Raw genomic sequence first — 17,934 nt, 5'->3', positions numbered from 1 at the left:
AGTTGCTTGAAGCAAATATATTTTATTTACTTGCTAAAAGCAAGTATTTTGACTAATTTTGCCATATGGAGGATCAAATTATATATAGAATACGTAGCTTTAATAGATTTTATGTTAGACAAATAGGGCTATTACAAAACTCTGTATTAAACACCGGATATTCTTTAACCGAAGCACATATACTTAATGAGTTAAGACACAACCCTAACGTTACCGCGACTTCCATTAATGAAGTATTACAAATTGATGAAGGTTACTTAAGTAGGGTAATTAAAAAGCTTATCAACCTGTCATTGATTACAAAAAAACAATCAACAGAGGATAAGCGTAAATATTATCTAAATTTAACTAATAAAGGTATAGAAGAACATCAAATACTGGATGATTTGTCTTCTAAATCGGTACGGGAACAAATAGAAAATTTAAGTAAACCACAACAACTAGAACTTGTTGACTTTATGACAAGTATCACGAAACTTTTAAAGTGATTGTTTATTTATAAGTATCCATAAACAACAGTATTTCATCTACAAATGCATCGGCTTCACTAAGCATAGGAGCATGACCTGAGCGTTCAAAAATAACTAGTTTTTTCTCGGCAGAACCTAGGTTGTCATAAGCCTCTTTTGCAAAAGTAGCTGGTAGTATCATATCGTATTTACCCCAAAGTACTAGAGAGGGAACTTCAATTTCTTGAAGTCGATCGGTATATGATACATTTTCCCAAAACCCTTGATTGGTAATGATGCCTATAATATTTCTGTTGTTCCATAATGCAGTGATAAGATTATATTCAAAAAAAGTGTTGTTTCCATTTATTTGTTCATTTATAATATTATTGTCTACTAATCTTCTTTCGGCTCTAAAAGCTTCGTTATTTAAATCAAAAAAGTACTTTTCACGGTATGTTGGAGGAACGCTATTGACCAGGTTTATGATACTTTCCCAATACGTGATATTATTTTCCAATTCGATTTGCTCGTTGGCAACACGGTTAAAATTGGCAATATATTCAGGATACATTCCTTTGGGGTTATGAGCTCCATCAACTTCAATCCATCCTAAAAAATCATCTTGATCTTTTAATAAGGTAAGAGTACCCAAAGCACCACCCCAGCTATGTCCCATTAAAAAAAAGCGAGCATCATTTCCATATTTGTGTTTTAAGACCTTAACAAGTGCAAGAACATCTTCAGCCATTATATCAATATTTAACTCATTTTCAGAAAAACTACCTTGTGACATCCCCGAACCACGTTGATCAAAATATACCACAGCATATTCTTTTTCGATTCGGTTTTTAAAAGCATCAACTCTTAAATCTAAGCCCAAGCCTCCAGGACCACCATGTAATGTGATTAAAAATACTTTTTCAGAGGCATTACCATGAATATAGGCAGGCATATCGGCATTTTTATGTCGTACAAAGATCGTATCATTAAGGTCTGACAGGTCATCATCATTTGAGCAAGATATTACTGTTAACATCATCATTGACAAAACCAGGATCTTGTAATTTTTGAATATTCGTGCTTGCATTATTTCTTCTTTTTAAAATTAAATCGATAACCATATTGTAAACCTATAGATGGTAGTGTTCCTGCATTATACGGAGTTCTAAGCATAAGGTTCATATTAAGATACCAAGCATTAAGTTTTTTATCTTTTCGTTGCTTACCAATTCCGACCGATAGAGAAGGAGCATAATACCCCCGACCGGGTAGAAACACTTTTTTTACGCTTTCTCCCTGTACTTCATAAGTTTCCGGTAAAAATGAGCGGTAGTACCCTAGCGGATTAAATTCTATACTTATTTGTTTTCCTTTGGGATTGGTTCTTCTCCATGTAAGTCCGTAATTGGTAAAAATCCCTGTATCTGTTTTGGTAGAAAAGTTTGTTGTAATCCCTAAATTACCATTGAATAAAAATTGATGAGACACATTCTTTTGTCTACCTTTTTTCTCTTTTGTTTTTAATATCTCTTTCCACTTATATTCTGCTCCAAAATTCAATCCGTTATTCCAGAGAATGTTTCCCGAATACCCAATTTTAAATGCTGTACGATCCAAAAAAGACATCTTTGTCTTGATAGAATCCTGCGCAAGTCCAGACAAGGTACAGCCCAGTAAAAAGATAAAAGTATATTTCACCATGATTAATTTTCAGACAAAACAATAGAAAAAGAAGTCTCTGGCTCTGCTAATTTGATAAGCGTAGCATATATTGTGATCATCGTATAAAAAATGATGCATACAAATAAATTATATGTTCCTTTGCAGATCATGATCAAAACCAAGACATATAAAATACCATTGATAGTAGGGCATTTATTGTTCTGGACGCTGAACTATTGGTTTGTTGTAATAGCATCAGATTTTGAGTGGAATGGCTTTAGCTATGTTAATGGTAGTTTGGCGTTTGCCTATGCGTATGGATTATTTTTTAATGCTTTACTGTTTTATATTCAGGTGTTTTGGTTGTTCCCAAAAATTTATGTTCCACGTAAACGATTACAGTTTTATGTATTATCGATTACAGTGATTACTGTTATTTCGTTATTAGAGACTTTTATCGATTATATCATGTTTGGGATTTATGATATCGAAACCGATCTATTGGTAGGGAGTCTTATCAATAACTTTATATTTCATATTATCTATTCTATTGCAGGGTTTTATTACATTTTGAAATTTGAATATTTAAAATCTGAAAAGATAAAACAACAGCTTCAGGAAGAAAACTTTAAGTCTGAGCTTAAGTATCTAAGAGCCCAATTGAATCCTCACTTTTTGTTTAATGGTATAAATAGCGTGTATCATTTAATTGGTAAAGACAATGTATTGGCCAAAGATACTTTACATCAATTTTCGGGCTTACTGCGATACCAACTGTATGAAACTAATAGTCATATTACGCTCGAAAAAGAGCTAGACTATGTGTCACAATATATAAAAATTGAAGAAACCAGAAAGGGTAGAGATATCCGACTCCGATATACTATTTCTTATAAAAATGGTACAAAGAAAATAGCTCCTTTACTATTGATTTCTTTTATTGAAAATGCTTTTAAACATTGCAGTAATCACGAAGAGGGGCATTTAAATACCATTTCCATAGATATCATAGAGGTATCAGGTAGGATTACTTTGAAAGTGTGCAATAGTTTTGATGCAAATGTTGCAACAATTACTGGAGGAATAGGTCTTACTAATGTACAAAGAAGGTTGGATTTGTTATATAAAGATGATTACACACTAGATATAACACAAGAAAAGTCCATATTCAAGGTACATTTAGTTATTAACTTGTAAACTTCAGAATGCGACCATTGCAATGTTTAATCATCGATGATGAACCTATTGCCCGAGAGGGAATAGCAGAATATTGTAGTAAGATTTCTTTTTTGCAGGTAATCGCAATTTGCAAAAATGCTTTACAAGCCAATTGCTATTTGGAAACCCACCAAATCGATATTATTTTTTTAGATATCAATATGCCTTTGGTTTCAGGTTTAGATTGGTTAAAAAACTTAAAAAACTCTCCTTCAATTATTATGACTACTGCATATGACAACTATGCATTAGAAAGTTTTCAATATAATGTATTGGACTATTTGGTAAAGCCTATTGCTTTTGACCGATTTTTACAGGCAGTGAATAAGGTGTATACCTATCATGATCAATCTATAGAGAAGGAAGTATTGTTTATTAAGAGTGAAAAACAGCTCAAAAAGGTAAAAATAGCAGATATTTTATTCGCAGAGGCTATGCAAAATTACATTAAGGTAATTACTCTTACTGAAGCGATAATTACCCATATGTCTTTACGGAATTTTAAATCACAATTACCCGATTATTTTATACAAACACATAAATCTTATGTGATATCCAAATATAAAGTCGATACCATCCTTGGTAATGAAATTATAATAGGAACACATAAAGTTCCTATTAGTGTACGTATGAAAAAGAAAGTGCTAAGCAGTTTCTAAGGTGATAGAAGCCTTAGGATCAATGCTAATGTACTCTGATGCATGTCTGATATTAAACTACAGTAAATGCATTTGACCTCTTAAAATTAATAGTGATATAGTGTTCTACAATCTGTAAATAGTGTTATTTGATAGATATATTAGCGATTACTTTTGTAATTCTAATAATTCTGAAAGTAACATACAATGTCAAAAAAGGGTATTATTGAGATTAAATCTATTTCGCAGTTTTTTAATGCTTTGGGGTGGAAAAAACCAAACCATCCATTAATAGGAGTAATTGATGTTACTAGATTAGAACAGCTATCTGAAGAAAAAAAGAAAGCTTTTGAAGGTGTTAAAATGACCTCTGATCTGTACAGTATTATTTTAAAAGATGGTGATTGTGGTATGCAATATGGTAGAAACAAATATGATTTTGAAGAGGGGGTTTTACGATTTATTGGTCCAAATCAAATTGTATCCTCAACAACACATACACCTAGTTCATATGGGTTTATGCTGGTTTTTCATCCAGATTTACTTCGTAATTTTAATTTAGGCAATATGATTAATAGTTATGGTTTTTTTAATTACTCGGTTCATGAGGCCCTGCATTTATCGAAAAAAGAGGAAGACACTTTGACCGAAATAGCTCATAATATTAAAACGGAACTAGATTCCAATATTGATAATCATACACAAGAAGTTATTGTTACTAATCTAGAATTACTATTAAATTATTCTAAGAGATTTTATAATAGACAATTTATAACACGAACCAACAGTAGTCCTGATGTAATTACCAAAGTTGAAACTTTAATCAAAGAGTACTATCAAAAAAATCTCCAGGTAGAGTATGGAACACCAACTCCAGAATATTTTGCAAAAAAAGTAAACTTTTCTACAAATTATTTAAGTGATTTACTGAAGAAGGATACAGGAAAAAGTACCAAAGATTTGGTAGATGATCATATTGTTGATTTGGCTAAAACGCAATTATTAAATTCAGAATTCACCATCAATGAAATTGCTTATAACCTAGGATTTAATTACCCTCATTATTTTAGTAGAATGTTTAAGAAAAAAGTTGGAGAGTCTCCCCGAGAATTTCGTTCAAAGACGTTTAATTAATACGTTGTATTTGTTTGTAATTCAGCCTCTTTCATTTGTTTGGAAGAGGTTTTTTTATGATCCGAATATAGTGTTATGAATTCTGAATATTGTGTTCGATATCTACTCAAAACTGATATTACTTTGTAGTATAAATAATAAAAGACATGATAAAATGAGTCATAAGCATATGATATGGTGTGATGCCCGAACACTATCAAAAAATATAACAGGAAAAGTATATATTGTTACCGGTGCAAATTCAGGAGTTGGGCTAGAAACGACCAGACAATTAATAAAACAGGGAGGACATGTTGTTATGGCCTGCCGTAGGATAGAGGCTGCACAAAAAGAGGCCAAGTCATTTATACATTTAGAAGGGAGTTATGAGATTATGAAATGTGATCTGGCAAATTTAGAATCTGTAAGAGAGTTTGCATTGTCATTTTTACAAAAATACAATCGCTTAGACGGATTGATGTGTAATGCAGGAATGGTTGTAATGGATAACAAACAGAAATTTACAGACGATGGGTTTGAATTAACCTTTGGGGTGAATTTCTTAGGACATTTCTTTCTTACAGAATTGTTGTTAGAGTGTCTAAAACAAACTGAAGGTGCCAGAATGGGAATCTTATCTTCTGTCGTTCATGCTGGAAGTACAAAAAATAGATATAAAGTACATTTAGACGATTTAAACTTTGAACGTAGAAAATATAGCAACTTTGCTGCTTATGGTGAAGCCAAGGTAGCTTCTGTATTATATGCAAAAGAGCTGTCAGAACGGCTACAAAACTACGATGTTTTTACAGCATCAATTCACCCTGGATGGGCTAGATCGAACTTTGGTAGTGGAGGTAATTTCTTTATGCGAGCCTTAATGACAATCGCAAAACCGTTCACAAGAGGAATTTCGAATAGTAATTGGGAATCGGCTCAAACCTCACTACACGTGCTTCTGTCTGATAATGCTATACATCATTCGGGAGATTATTTTAGCCAGCATAGTGTTTTATACAGCGATAAAGAATGTAAAAAGGGAGGATGGCCCATGAAATCACCAAATCCAAATGCCAACGATATGGTTGAAGCCTGGAAATTGGTTGAAAAAAGTTACGAATTGGTAGGTTTGAAATAACAAAAATATTTTACACATATAAATCTAAAAGAAATGAAAAAAACAATTTTAATTACAGGTAGCAGTACAGGAATAGGACGTGCATCGGTAATAAAGTTTCAATCAGAGGGGTGGAACGTAATTGCAACAATGCGAACTCCTGAAAAAGAAGAAGAGCTAATAAACTTAGAGAATGTTTTAGTGAACAAATTAGATGTTCAGGATTTGGACAGCATCAACACATCCATAACACAAGGAATCGAGAAGTTTGGTAAGATAGATGTTGTGTTGAATAATGCAGGATATGGATTGATGGGTACGTTTGAATCTGCCAGTAGAGAAAGTATAAAAAGACAATTCGACGTAAACGTTTTCGGTTTATTTGATGTTACCAAAGCTGTACTTCCACATTTTAGAGTCAATAAAAGTGGACTATATATTAATATCTCGTCTATCGGAGGAAAAATGACATTTCCGCTTCTATCGTTGTATCACTCTACCAAGTTTGCTGTAGAAGGTTTTAGTGAATCTTTAAACTATGAATTACAACCTCTTGGTATAGGAGTTAAAATAGTAGAGCCAGGAGGTGTAGCTACAGATTTTGGAGGAAGATCTATGGATTATCAACATAATGAAGAACTAATAGATTATAATGAATTTGTAACACATGTAAATGAGGCATTTGGCAATAGTTTTGATCCAGAAACGATGAGTACTTCAGAGTATATTGCAGAGGTGATTTTTACTGCGGCTACTGATGACGCAAATACCTTGAGATATAGAGCGGGGAAAGATGCAGAACAATTACTAACCGCAAGAAAAAATTTAAATGATGATGAGTTTTTTGGCATGTTGAAAAAACAATTGTCTTTATAATCAGTTTTAGTATGTGAAAGGAATAATAACTTATGTATCTATCATTTATAAGTTATCGACAGTCAGAATGTAAATTGATAAGAAAACGATTCAGTAATTGAATCGTTTTTTTCTGTATAAATCTCAGGTGTGTGATATAAAATCAGTAAAAAGTGTTTTGTTTTCAGAAGTAAGTGTTAATAATCTATATATGAAGAGTTTAAATTTGAATATAATTCAAGACAAATCATTAAAACTTATATGGTATGACAGCACAACAAGCATTCGATATTTTGAATCCGCAGCAATGGATCAATGTGTCAACAGTAGAACGATTAGCACTCTTGGAGCAGATTCAAAATAATCTAAAGCATTATGCAAAAGACCTAGGTAAGATAGATGCTGAAATGAAAAATAATTTGATAGGAGAAAACATAACATCTGTGGCCGAAGGTATGGGAACTACAGTAATGCCAATGGCGGGAACCCTTATGGGAATTCAGTATTTATATGAATCTCTGATAAAAGGAGAAATGCCAAAACCCTTACATACCGAAAAAATAGGGGATAATCTACATGAAGTTTTAGTATTTCCAATACATACGAAAGATAAGTTAGCTGCAGCTAAACAAAAAGGATATTTACATATTGAGGGAGTGCCCAAACAAGTAAACCCTATGGATAAGCCAGCAGGTGTAATTGCAGTTTCAGGAGCGGGTAACTATAGCTCATCCATAGAAATGGCAATGGCTTTGTTTCTAGAAAATAAGGTTGTTATTCATAAACCGCATCAACTTAACGAAGCTACGGATGTAGTCTGGGAAAAGATCTTCAAACCTTTAATTGATATTAATGCAGTAGCGTTTTGTGATGCCGATCAAGGAAAGCAATTATCTACCTTAGAAGGATTACATGCTCTTTACTTTACTGGCTCAACCGGAGTCGCTCATGCTATCCAAAATCAAGCATCGGCACCGTTAGTATCTGAATGTGGAGGAAACAATCCATGTATTATTGTACCTGGAAAATGGACAGATAAAGATCTTAAACGTCAGGCAATTCAATTGGCTTCTGTAGGAAAACTTAATGGAGGTGCTGTTTGTGGTAGACCACAAACTATTATCACTTCCAAAAACTGGGAACAACGTGAGCAGTTTTTGGATGAATTACGTAGGGCTATCACTGAAGAAACTTTTGCATGTGGATCTCATTACCCCGGTGTTGATAAAACCAAAGAAGCATTTCTCGAACATCAATCTACAGCAGAAGTATTACATCCTGAAAAAGGGAAACATCTAAAAAGTGATTTTGTATTCATTCCAAACATAGCAGAAGAAGATTTTGCCATTACAAATGAAGCATTTTGTCAAGTTTATAGTGAAATTCCATTGGATGTTTCAATAGATACGGGTGAATTTTTGACCAAAGTCACAGGTTTCTGCAACCAAAAACTTTTAGGCTCACTAGGTTGTATGATTTTGATAGATAATGAAACTATGGAAGCTAATGAAGATCAATTAAACAAGGCTATTCGAGAACTAAACTATGGTGGAATTGCTGTGAATGATGTGCCTCCAAATATCTGGTTAAATGCTTACTTAACTTGGGGCGGTTGTGGAGAAACAACAGAAAATTTTGTGTCTGGCGTTGGGAACTTCGGAAACGCCTTGAATTTTGAAAATATCAAAAAATCTGTGATTAAGAACGATTTTAATGCCACTAGTTTTGAGTTAACGAATAGAAAACGAGTTGAACACTTATTAGAAAACGTATCGTATTATGCTATTAATCAAAGTTGGGGCGATTTTGCAAAATTGGCTGGTCAAATGATGATTGACAATTTTAAAGGAAAAGACTTTTGACCAATTAAAGAACATTAGAATCAACAACCCCCAAAGTAAAATTGGTTTGAGAGTTGTTGATTCTAATCTTAATTTATGATTTCAATAATTGAATTGAATCTAGTTTTGCTTTTGCAGCATTATAAGTTTTTTTGAGACTTTCACTGTTTTTAAAGTACTTACCATACGTTTGCGCTTTTTTAATAGATCTCATAGTTTTGTCATAGAAACCATTTTTGTAATATACTATATGCTCATATTCGGCATAATAAATATCATTTTTGGTTGTTGCCCCATATTTTTTTGCTAATTCTAGATATTCTAAAGCCTTTTTATATTGTTTCTTTTGATAATACATGACTGACATAAATTCGTAACCTTTTGGTAAATTCGGGATCAACTCGGTACTTTTTTTATAACATGCCATAGCTTTATCATATTCATCATTATAGTAATATGCCATACCTAATGACCAAATAGCCGCGGCGCTATCGGGGTACATGTCCACTACTTTTTGGAAGTATTTTTGTGCTTTAAGGTAGTCTTCTTCTACCAATAAGGAATATTCTGCCTGCATAATTAACCTTTCAGATTTCATTTCGGATTTTTTGGATAAATTATAGGCCTTGGTTACCATTTCTTTGTACTCATCTGGATCTTGCACATAAAACCCGCTCATCAAAATTCCACTAGGATAATTAGGGTCCAGCTCAATAACTCTTGCTGCTTTTTTTTCAAACTCTTCTTTGTCTCCATAAAAATAGAAGTTAGCTTCTAAATCATTAAAGAGTTGATGTACTTCGGGTACTTTAGAATCAACAGCCAATGTAAAACCGTGAGTATTTAAATTAGCGGGCGCATATTTTTTTACAAATTCATCTTCTAGTTCCCGATCTGTTTTTTGAGCTTGACAGGATAAAAAGGTAACTACTATTAGCGAGGCACTTAAACGTTTCAACATCTTATCTTTTTTAAAATTATTTGATGATAAAAGTATTGATGATGCCAACATCAATATTAAAAAATAGAAGATGTTATGGTAACTGATGCTGGAAGCTATATAAACGTATAAGTTATCGTATTAAAACTTAGATCAGGAGGAGGTTAGTAATGAAGATACAGTATTGGTGTAACTAGACCCAATAGGGATTTCTAGATCACCTATTTCTAAATCTTTTTGTGTGTAAGCGGTTATTTTTTGTATTGCTACAATATATGATCGATGTGTTCTAAGAAATAAGCTTTCAGGAAGTTGTTTTTCTATTTTTCCAATATTACTTTTTACCACTATTCTTTGATTTTCTGTATGAATTCTAACATAATCCTTTAAGCTTTCTATGTAAAGTATTTCATCAAAAACAACCTTAATATGTTTCTTATTTACGTTAACGTAAAAAAAGGTATCATTCTGTTCTTTTTGTATCACCGAAGAGGGATTAGGCACTGCTGGGATTCTTTCATAAAACCGATCAATGGCTTTTACAAACCGATCAAAAGAAATGGGTTTCAGCAAATAATCGACAATATCAAGATCGTAACCTTCTATAGCATATTCTCTATATGCAGTGGTAATAATTACCTTGGGAGGGTTTTGTAATGTCTTTAGAAAATCTAAACCTTTTAGAACGGGCATTTCTATATCCAGAAAAAGTAAGTCAACTTTCTTCTTTTTTAGAACTTCAAAAGCTTCGACGGCACTGTAACAACTATCTACAATTTCTAAATTAGTCAGCAATTTGATATGACTTTTTAATAAATCTATTGCTGGGGATTCATCATCAACAAGTAAACATTGTATCATAGTTAATTTAGATTTAGAGTCAATTTTAGATTAAAAAAACGATCAGATTCATCAATTTCAAAAGTGTATTTCTCAGGATATATCAAATCTAATTGTCTCTGAATATTGATAAGACCTATTCCTTTATGATCAATCTCTTTATCATTGTTGAGTTGTGTTATAGGTTTTGTATTCCAAACTGTAAATACTATTTGTGTGTCTAATTGCAATAACTCAATTTTAATTTTTGGTTTGGTGATATGATCTCTAACCCCATGTTTAAAAGCATTTTCAACTATAGACAATAGGAGCAATGGAGTTATAGACAATGCTTTTTGCAACAGTTTTTTTTCAAAAACAACCTCCAATCTATTACCATACTTAATTTGCTCTAAAGCTATATAATTATCTATAGTATGAACCTCTTCTGCTAAAAGGACTGATTGTTGTTGACTTTTATATAAAATATAATCTAATATCTCTGAAAGTTGTAGCACCATATCGGGCGCCTTTGGAGATTTTGTAATTACATAAGAATATAAATTATTTAAAGTATTGAATAAAAAGTGCGGATTTAATTGTGACTTTAAATATTTAAGCTCTGTAGCTATTTTTTCTTTTTCTAATTGATGTATTTTCTCTCTTTCATATTCCTTTTCCTTGATCGTTTTAAAAAAATACATGATTAAAGCTGGAAAATGAAATGAAAACATATAGAAAGGAAAATCTACCAAGCTTATTAATGGGTAAGGACCTTCAGAACAATATTTATCTAAATGATAGTACCCCATTAAGCGGAATAGAAATACTAATAGAATTATCATAACCATCATAGAAAGTGCAAAAAGCGCATACTTCTTTTTATTTAAAAAAGAAGGAACTTGCCAGTTATTAAAGGCATAGGCAGCTATAATCAACAACGGAAACTTTAATATTGTAGTTTCTAAGGACTGTTCAAACAACTCAGAACTGGTAGAAGCAAATACATAGAAAAGAAAAATTATTACCCAAAAAACGATATGTTCCAGGATAATTTTTTTAGTCATATTCATAAGCCATAAATATAAAGAAATTGCCTACTGAACATCATAAAAGTAGATGTTTATTTAGTTATTGCATACAAATAGGGTATATCTGTATAAGAAGTTAGATATCACAATTTGACTACCATTTGTAGTCGTTTAATACAGATTCCTCTATTTTTTCCTTGGAGACATTCATCGTTTTATACATTGCTCTCATTAAAAATTAAACACTACTATGCAAAGATTAAAATCAATTATAATAACCTTAAGTCTAGTTGTTCTAATACTAGGCTGTTCGTCTGTAGAAAAACTAAAAAATACTCCTATAGGATTAATAAACAATGTATCATACAACGATGCTTCATTTAATAACCCTAATGCTTCCAATGGATTTTTGTTACAGTATAAGAACAATACATATGCTATTACTGCCAAACATATTCTTATTATGGCCAAAACAGATAAGATGCAGTTTGTAGATTTTGAAGGAGAACTAGAACAATGGAAATTACACCCTAAAAATGATGACAAACATTACGTACTATTAGATAAACTATTAAACACCAACAAAAAGGACTCCCTTACCTGGAGTTTTATGGATAGAAATTGGGATACCTATAATGATTGGTTAGTTTTTTCTGTAAAAGAAAACAACACGAATCATAAGCCTCTAAAATTCAGAGAAAAACCACTTGCTAAGAATGAAGACGTATTTGTAATTGGTTGGTCTTACAAAGATACTATTGGAGCACAACGTATATACTCCTATAAATTTGATGCCATAGAAGGGAATTACTATAACTTAAAACAAGTTGAAGGACCTAAAAGTTTAGGAGGCTTAAGTGGCTCTCCTGTGGTAGACAAAAAGGGGAGGGTAGTAGGTTTGGTAAGTTCTGGTTGGGAAGATGATAAAACCAACGAAGTGTTCATACAAGCAACTAGTATAGAAAACGCTGTTCAATTTATCTCTAAGTTAGACTAACTTGTTGGGTTTTAAGAGGATTCCAGGTCGCTAGAGCCTCAAATGTCAATCCTAATGTATTTTGACAATAATATAATAGTATACTAAAGCCTTAGTAAAAAGTAGGAGTAAAGTTTATCTTGAGCCTAATCTCTTTGTATTTAAGATGAACTTTACTTATAAATATTTTACAGAAGTAAGGATTCCCGTAACCAATGTGTGCTAAACCCTTCGTATATTTATATGGCTTTTAATAGTAAATACCTGTTTTATAAGCTACATACCCTCCCGTCGTCACTGTACGCCCCTTATTTTTTAAATATTAAAATGGTGCATAGCAATATGCATGTTAAAATAATTTTTAAATAATAATCAAACACACAAGTATTATGGGATCATACGAACAATGGGGCGATAAAGCCTCCGATTTTGAAGAGGAGAATAACAGGTTTAACTCTGATATTTCTTCTAGTACCAACTACAGCAGAAACAGATCAATACGATCAAACAGATCGTATCGAAGTAAAAAGAAATCTGGTGGTTTTATAGATTTAGTTCTTAGAACTATATTTTTTCTTTTTGTCATTTGGTTCATTTTGAGCATTCTTAAATAAGTTTTTTCATAATAAACGAAGTTGATAATGGATTATGATTTAAACTTTTACAGTCTGCTGTTTGGTTTTGTTGGTGTAGTTGGATTAATTGTTGGGTTGGTCAATTACTCTAGAAGAATAAAATCAAAATACAAACAAGAAATCTACGAGAAATATATTGGTATTCAAATCGATAAGGAAAATATTGATGAGCTTATAAAGAAAAAATTAGATTTAGAACAACAAGTACATCAGAATATACCAAAACTTGGAAAAAGCATAGTACTAAATGAAGAAATAAAGTATCATCAGGATAAACTTTATGAGAGTTATCATAGAATTCAAGATTTGAGCACTAAACTGGGAGAATTAGAGGTTTATGAATTAATTCAAGTTAATAATCCCGAAATTATTAACTATATAAAAGAAAAATTGTATCCTGAATATTCTAAAAAAAGAATTTCGGAAGAGTCAATGGCCAAAATATTATCTTTCCTAGCCATTATTATTACGATTCAGATCATCGTTCCTATTGAATTTGAACTACTGTTTTTAATTCCTTTTGGTTTCTTTTTGACACTTGAAACATTATTTTATCTCTTTTTACAGTCTAATGGCGGTTATGAGATTGAAACATTATTCAAAAATGTTAGAAGATTAATTATGTGGATTTCTGTTTCGTTTTTAATTTATGGTATTTATAATCTCTATGAGGAAGTTTTACTTAGTTTTAGTGATCTTTTTGACTTAGATTCTCTATTGTACCTATTTGAAGATGAAGATTTTCTAATTTATTCGCTACCGCCATTAACCATTGGATTATTACTACTGGCTTTTAGAAGAAAAATAAGTAATCATCTAAAGAGAAGAATTATGCGAAGAATCGACGGGAAATTTGAAGTTTAAATTAGTATTAGCTGGTGAAATGATAGTATCAGACATTATCACAGCTCCAAAAAATATTCTTCAAAGTTGGAGATAAAATCATGAATGTATTTTTGATGTCGTTGTTCTTTTTTTATGACCAAGTAGTGTTTTCGTTTGAGTCCATTTTTTCCTATGCGTTTAAAAACTAGCTGTTCAGATAATTTAAATGCTTCTAACTGCCATTTGGGAGCACACATCATACCCATATTGGCTTCTATCATCGATAACGTAATTTCGGTAAACGGAATTGCAGAAATCTTCTTGGGATGTATTTTATTAGGTTTTAAAAAATGTTCATACACGGCTACACCTTCTAATGGGAAAGAATTAATGAGCAAATGTACATTAGCAAAATGACTAGCATCTAAATATTCAAGATTATTTAATGGATGTTCTTCATGCATAATGGCGAAAATTTCATCCTTATATACCAGAGTGCTCGAAAGCTCATCAGACTCTGGTTTTGAGGTAACAATGGCAACATCTATTTCGTTTGATAACACCTGCGAAATGGTTTGATGCGTAGCTCCTAGGGTTACATCTATATCAATTTCAGGATAAAGGATACCCATTTTTTGGATAAACGATGGAATAGAATGAAAAAACGACTGGCATTCGGCACTTAATTTAATAGTTCCTTTCGAGCCTTCTGTAATGTGTTTTATAGCTTTAAAACCTTGGTCTATAGAACTAAATAGAGTATTCGCCAATTTGTACAATTCGTTACCTTCTGGAGTTAACTCCCATTTATTTCTAGACCTATAAAACACCTTAAATCCTAGTCGTTCTTCAAGCTCACGTAATTGATGACTTAAAGCTGATTGTGTTAAGAAAATCCGTTCAGAAGCATTGGCAATACTACCTTCTTCGGCTATTGTTTTTATTAACCTGAAATATTTGAGTTCCATAACCACAAAGATAAAGGACTTCGTCATATAGTGTAGCTGAAATAATTTCAGCTATGATGTTATTTAACTCAGCTTCAAAACTATGTAAACCTAAGTCTTCATTCTAGTTTTGTTTAAACAAAAATGTATAGCTAAAACGAATAGACGCATGAAAACAATAGGATTGATAGGAGGGATGGGATGGCAATCTTCAAAACTCTATTACGAGCGTATTAATAAAAGGGTAAATGAAAAAGTTGGGGGATCACATTCTGCCAAAATTATCCTGGTATCGGTAGATTTTGCTGAAATAGAACAACGAACTTTCAACAATGATTGGATAGGTATTGGTAGTATTATGGCCAAAAGTGCTAAACAACTCGAAAAAGCAGGTGCCGACATAGTGCTTTTATGCACCAACTTGATTCATATTGCTAGCCAGGCGATTATAGAAAACACATCACTTCCGTTTTTACACATAGCCGATACTACTGGAGTTGCAATACAAGAAATGCAACTCAAAAAAATACTCCTCTTAGGTACCAAAGATACTATGGAAAAAGACTTTTATACCAAAATTCTTCATGAAAACTATGGTTTAGAAGTGATCATACCGAATGAAACTGACCGAAAGGAGTTACACGATATGATATATTCAGAATTATTGAAAGGAATCTTTACAGACGTTTCTAAACAAAAGGTTATTGCTCTTATTACCAAAGCACGATCTCAAGGTGCAGAAGGAGTAATCTTAGGGTGTACTGAACTGGGAATACTGCTTTCTGATCAGGAGATTGGTATTCCTGCATTCGATACAGGTGATATTCATGTAAACCAGGCCGTTACTATGGCCATAAATTAAAAATACTATGAAAAATATATGCACACCAGTAACATGCTCCAACAAAAGATATCTTCTGCAATATCCTATGGTTAAACATAGATGGCTAAAATCTATGATGTGCTCGGTATTTCGCAATCGATGTTACACCATGACAGACATAGAACATTTGGGCAGAATGCTTCATAAATAAAATTAACCACACGAAATCAAAAAGATCATGAAAATAATAATGTCATATAATATACTTTGTGTAAGCATCTTGCTTATTTCTATTACTTCTTTTTCACAAAGCAAAATCTTAAAAGACGACATCATTTTTTATAGTTCCTTCAATGGGAAAACAATGGCAGATATTGCTATTGGGGATGCCAAGATATATACCGCCGAGAATTACAAAAAAGGGGTTCAGGCAATAGCCGGTTTGAACGATCCTAATATTAGTCTAGCCAAAAATAAAGGAGTGAGTGGTGATGCACTTCATTTTAGTAGAGCTAAAACTTCGGCGGTATTTTACAAAGCTGATAAAAATGTGGGGTATAATACCCAATCATGGAGCGGAACGATATCATTTTGGTTACAATTAGACGCTAATAGAGATTTAGCACCAGGATATTGTGACCCTATTTGTGTTACAGATGTAAGATATAATGATGCTGCTATATGGGTAGATTTTACCGATCACAATCCGAGAAAATTTAGATTGGGAGCTTTAGGAGATTTAAATGTATGGAATCCTGAAAACAAAGACGATCCTTCAAAATGGGAAAAACGAACGGTTACAGTAAATCTGCCACCTTTTGAAAAGGGAATCTGGACACATGTTGCCATTACTTTTTCTGAAGTTAATACAAATAGATCTGTATTTAAATTATATCTCAATGGCAAATTACAAGGAGATGTCAAAAATATAAATGACCCTTTTACCTGGGAAGAAGAGCACGGAAAAATCATGTTAGGTCTTGGGTATATCGGTTTGATGGATGAGCTTACCGTTTTTAACAAACCTCTGAATTCCGAAGAAATACTTTCGGTTTATGAATTAAAAAATGGAATACATACATTGCTCGATTAAGCAAAATTGTTTTGGGAAAAATAATATTAAAACTTACAGGACTGCTTTACCTAGAGTAATACTATATCGTATACCAAGAATAACAATGCAAGAACCAATAATAAATTCTATCCACCATAAGAAATCGTTGTGTTTAAAAATAAGTACCAGTACTCTTATGAGTACATACCCCATTAAAACATAATTGACTACAGTCTTATTCTTTTCTTGTATTGCAAAATAAATCAAGTTACCAAGCAGTACAACTGTACTTATGATAATGGTTTCTGTATTATAGGGCCAACGCATTACACGTATAGCAATTGCGATTATTAATACAGCACTAAGTATCCAACTCAAAATCCCAGGATATTGTTTTTTGATAAATGTACTTTCCATAAAACTGATCAACACCAATACCAACATTTTTAGATTGTTTTTGGGGATCATGGTAAAGTTTATGGGATCTGTGTCTAAAACACTGAACAGTATGGTATTGATCAAATGTGGTATGTAGACCAAACTAAACAGTAAAGTGATAACCAATATATAGGTGTTTCTAGACAATGTTAAGCTTTTATGGTTTAAATATAACAATATAATGGTGTCAATTACATTGTTTTTGTACATCAAAACTTGCCAGAGCTCACTATAAGCTTTCTACCGGAGGATATATAGACTATAGTATTATAATATGTCTCCTATCTAAAATTAACCTAGGTAAAAAACACAACAGTAAGGAATCCCGTAACTTTTGTGTGCTTAAACCTTTTACTTTTATTTCGTTGAGATAGTAAGGGATCATAATATACTCCCCAGAAACTCCTTACTACTTTTTTAACAACTTCCCATATCTATACCATAAATAATACCCTGTATTGGGGATTGCGATAACTTGATTCTATAACTATGTTTGGTATGATTAAAGATTATTTGAAAATTTTTAATCAATACGACAACATCTAATCAA

General features: G+C 32.3%; 19 protein-coding genes. 12 read left to right on the top strand and 7 right to left on the bottom strand.

The genetic code is table 11. The annotated features are described in order from the left end of the window. The first annotated feature begins 65 nt into the window (after window positions 1–65). On the top strand, window positions 66–488 hold the full coding sequence (locus tag M0D21_RS00860; RefSeq protein WP_248325602.1) for a MarR family winged helix-turn-helix transcriptional regulator: 423 nt from the start codon (window positions 66–68) through the stop codon (window positions 486–488). Window positions 489–492: 4 nt separating this feature from the next. Here the strand turns inward: M0D21_RS00860 and M0D21_RS00855 are convergent, their stop codons facing one another. Both M0D21_RS00855 and M0D21_RS00850 read right to left on the bottom strand, forming a co-directional pair. Beyond that, window positions 493–1,539, bottom strand: coding sequence for an alpha/beta fold hydrolase (locus M0D21_RS00855; protein ID WP_248325600.1), 1,047 nt, complete (start codon window positions 1,537–1,539; stop codon window positions 493–495). Beyond that, complete coding sequence (locus M0D21_RS00850; RefSeq protein WP_248325598.1) at window positions 1,539–2,153, bottom strand: hypothetical protein; 615 nt, start codon at window positions 2,151–2,153, stop codon at window positions 1,539–1,541. The genes M0D21_RS00855 and M0D21_RS00850 overlap by 1 nt, the downstream gene beginning before the upstream one ends. 90 nt (window positions 2,154–2,243) lie before the next feature. Here M0D21_RS00850 and M0D21_RS00845 point away from each other — a divergent pair, with 90 nt between their 5' ends. From M0D21_RS00845 to M0D21_RS00820, 6 genes are all read left to right on the top strand, one after another. After that, entirely contained in the window at window positions 2,244–3,311 is a 1,068-nt protein-coding gene (locus M0D21_RS00845; RefSeq protein ID WP_248325596.1) for a sensor histidine kinase, read from the top strand. 8 nt (window positions 3,312–3,319) lie between these two features. Next, window positions 3,320–3,991, top strand: coding sequence for a LytR/AlgR family response regulator transcription factor (locus M0D21_RS00840; protein ID WP_248325594.1), 672 nt, complete (start codon window positions 3,320–3,322; stop codon window positions 3,989–3,991). 186 nt (window positions 3,992–4,177) lie between these two features. Then, complete coding sequence (locus M0D21_RS00835) at window positions 4,178–5,104, top strand: helix-turn-helix domain-containing protein (RefSeq protein ID WP_248325593.1); 927 nt, start codon at window positions 4,178–4,180, stop codon at window positions 5,102–5,104. Between the two features lie 154 nt (window positions 5,105–5,258). Further along, window positions 5,259–6,221 (top strand): SDR family NAD(P)-dependent oxidoreductase, encoded by a 963-nt coding sequence (locus M0D21_RS00830; RefSeq protein ID WP_248325591.1) that lies wholly within the window; start codon window positions 5,259–5,261, stop codon window positions 6,219–6,221. Window positions 6,222–6,254: 33 nt separating this feature from the next. Continuing rightward, window positions 6,255–7,076, top strand: a complete 822-nt coding sequence (locus M0D21_RS00825) for an SDR family oxidoreductase (RefSeq protein ID WP_248325590.1) — start codon at window positions 6,255–6,257, stop codon at window positions 7,074–7,076. Between the two features lie 245 nt (window positions 7,077–7,321). Next, window positions 7,322–8,917: an aldehyde dehydrogenase family protein gene (locus tag M0D21_RS00820; protein ID WP_248325588.1), complete on the top strand. Its 1,596-nt coding sequence runs from the start codon at window positions 7,322–7,324 to the stop codon at window positions 8,915–8,917. 73 nt (window positions 8,918–8,990) lie between these two features. Here the strand turns inward: M0D21_RS00820 and M0D21_RS00815 are convergent, their stop codons facing one another. The 3 genes from M0D21_RS00815 to M0D21_RS00805 all read right to left on the bottom strand — a co-directional run bounded on the left by M0D21_RS00815 (window position 8,991) and on the right by M0D21_RS00805 (window position 11,728). Continuing rightward, window positions 8,991–9,857 carry a tetratricopeptide repeat protein gene (locus tag M0D21_RS00815; RefSeq protein ID WP_248325586.1) on the bottom strand — a complete coding sequence of 289 codons (867 nt, stop codon included), beginning with the start codon at window positions 9,855–9,857 and terminating at the stop codon, window positions 8,991–8,993. 132 nt (window positions 9,858–9,989) lie between these two features. Then, complete coding sequence (locus M0D21_RS00810) at window positions 9,990–10,697, bottom strand: LytR/AlgR family response regulator transcription factor (protein WP_248325584.1); 708 nt, start codon at window positions 10,695–10,697, stop codon at window positions 9,990–9,992. Window positions 10,698–10,699: 2 nt separating this feature from the next. Then, complete coding sequence (locus M0D21_RS00805) at window positions 10,700–11,728, bottom strand: sensor histidine kinase (RefSeq protein ID WP_248325582.1); 1,029 nt, start codon at window positions 11,726–11,728, stop codon at window positions 10,700–10,702. A gap of 208 nt (window positions 11,729–11,936) precedes the next feature. Here M0D21_RS00805 and M0D21_RS00800 point away from each other — a divergent pair, with 208 nt between their 5' ends. The 3 genes from M0D21_RS00800 (at window position 11,937) to M0D21_RS00790 (ending at window position 14,161) form a co-directional block, all read left to right on the top strand. Then, window positions 11,937–12,683, top strand: a complete 747-nt coding sequence (locus M0D21_RS00800; protein ID WP_248325580.1) for a S1 family peptidase — start codon at window positions 11,937–11,939, stop codon at window positions 12,681–12,683. Window positions 12,684–13,051: 368 nt separating this feature from the next. After that, on the top strand, window positions 13,052–13,276 hold the full coding sequence (locus M0D21_RS00795; protein ID WP_248325579.1) for a hypothetical protein: 225 nt from the start codon (window positions 13,052–13,054) through the stop codon (window positions 13,274–13,276). Between the two features lie 27 nt (window positions 13,277–13,303). Next, complete coding sequence (locus M0D21_RS00790; RefSeq protein WP_248325577.1) at window positions 13,304–14,161, top strand: hypothetical protein; 858 nt, start codon at window positions 13,304–13,306, stop codon at window positions 14,159–14,161. A gap of 38 nt (window positions 14,162–14,199) precedes the next feature. On the opposite strand, the gene M0D21_RS00785 is transcribed toward M0D21_RS00790, so the two are convergent. Then, window positions 14,200–15,117 (bottom strand): LysR family transcriptional regulator, encoded by a 918-nt coding sequence (locus M0D21_RS00785; protein ID WP_248325575.1) that lies wholly within the window; start codon window positions 15,115–15,117, stop codon window positions 14,200–14,202. Window positions 15,118–15,238: 121 nt separating this feature from the next. On the opposite strand from M0D21_RS00785, the gene M0D21_RS00780 reads away from it, so the two are divergent. Continuing rightward, entirely contained in the window at window positions 15,239–15,931 is a 693-nt protein-coding gene (locus M0D21_RS00780) for an aspartate/glutamate racemase family protein (protein WP_248325573.1), read from the top strand. A 199-nt stretch (window positions 15,932–16,130) separates the two neighbouring features. Continuing rightward, entirely contained in the window at window positions 16,131–16,985 is an 855-nt protein-coding gene (locus tag M0D21_RS00775) for a LamG domain-containing protein (protein WP_248325571.1), read from the top strand. Window positions 16,986–17,018: 33 nt separating this feature from the next. Here M0D21_RS00775 and M0D21_RS00770 read toward each other — a convergent pair whose 3' ends face one another. Further along, a complete protein-coding gene (locus M0D21_RS00770; protein WP_248325569.1) occupies window positions 17,019–17,531 on the bottom strand; it encodes a hypothetical protein in 513 nt (170 codons plus the stop codon). Between the last annotated feature and the right edge of the window lie 403 nt (window positions 17,532–17,934).

The sequence above is a fragment of the Aquimarina acroporae genome, assembly GCF_023195925.1.
In the GTDB taxonomy this organism is placed as follows: domain Bacteria; phylum Bacteroidota; class Bacteroidia; order Flavobacteriales; family Flavobacteriaceae; genus Aquimarina; species Aquimarina acroporae.
This window is presented reverse-complemented; position numbering and strand designations above follow the sequence as displayed.

Bases quoted from the DNA above. Each gene is read 5' to 3' on its own strand.
- M0D21_RS00835 (WP_248325593.1), top strand. From the start codon at position 4,178: ATGTCAAAAAAGGGTATTATTGAGATTAAATCTATTTCGCAGTTTTTT.
- M0D21_RS00775 (WP_248325571.1), top strand. From the start codon at position 16,131: ATGAAAATAATAATGTCATATAATATACTTTGTGTAAGCATCTTGCTT.
- M0D21_RS00825 (WP_248325590.1), top strand. From the start codon at position 6,255: ATGAAAAAAACAATTTTAATTACAGGTAGCAGTACAGGAATAGGACGT.
- M0D21_RS00850 (WP_248325598.1), bottom strand. From the start codon at position 2,153: ATGGTGAAATATACTTTTATCTTTTTACTGGGCTGTACCTTGTCTGGA.
- M0D21_RS00830 (WP_248325591.1), top strand. From the start codon at position 5,259: ATGAGTCATAAGCATATGATATGGTGTGATGCCCGAACACTATCAAAA.
- M0D21_RS00820 (WP_248325588.1), top strand. From the start codon at position 7,322: ATGACAGCACAACAAGCATTCGATATTTTGAATCCGCAGCAATGGATC.
- M0D21_RS00800 (WP_248325580.1), top strand. From the start codon at position 11,937: ATGCAAAGATTAAAATCAATTATAATAACCTTAAGTCTAGTTGTTCTA.
- M0D21_RS00845 (WP_248325596.1), top strand. From the start codon at position 2,244: ATGATGCATACAAATAAATTATATGTTCCTTTGCAGATCATGATCAAA.
- M0D21_RS00855 (WP_248325600.1), bottom strand. From the start codon at position 1,539: ATGCAAGCACGAATATTCAAAAATTACAAGATCCTGGTTTTGTCAATG.
- M0D21_RS00840 (WP_248325594.1), top strand. From the start codon at position 3,320: ATGCGACCATTGCAATGTTTAATCATCGATGATGAACCTATTGCCCGA.
- M0D21_RS00810 (WP_248325584.1), bottom strand. From the start codon at position 10,697: ATGATACAATGTTTACTTGTTGATGATGAATCCCCAGCAATAGATTTA.
- M0D21_RS00795 (WP_248325579.1), top strand. From the start codon at position 13,052: ATGGGATCATACGAACAATGGGGCGATAAAGCCTCCGATTTTGAAGAG.
- M0D21_RS00860 (WP_248325602.1), top strand. From the start codon at position 66: ATGGAGGATCAAATTATATATAGAATACGTAGCTTTAATAGATTTTAT.
- M0D21_RS00815 (WP_248325586.1), bottom strand. From the start codon at position 9,857: ATGTTGAAACGTTTAAGTGCCTCGCTAATAGTAGTTACCTTTTTATCC.
- M0D21_RS00785 (WP_248325575.1), bottom strand. From the start codon at position 15,117: ATGACGAAGTCCTTTATCTTTGTGGTTATGGAACTCAAATATTTCAGG.
- M0D21_RS00805 (WP_248325582.1), bottom strand. From the start codon at position 11,728: ATGAATATGACTAAAAAAATTATCCTGGAACATATCGTTTTTTGGGTA.
- M0D21_RS00790 (WP_248325577.1), top strand. From the start codon at position 13,304: ATGGATTATGATTTAAACTTTTACAGTCTGCTGTTTGGTTTTGTTGGT.
- M0D21_RS00780 (WP_248325573.1), top strand. From the start codon at position 15,239: ATGAAAACAATAGGATTGATAGGAGGGATGGGATGGCAATCTTCAAAA.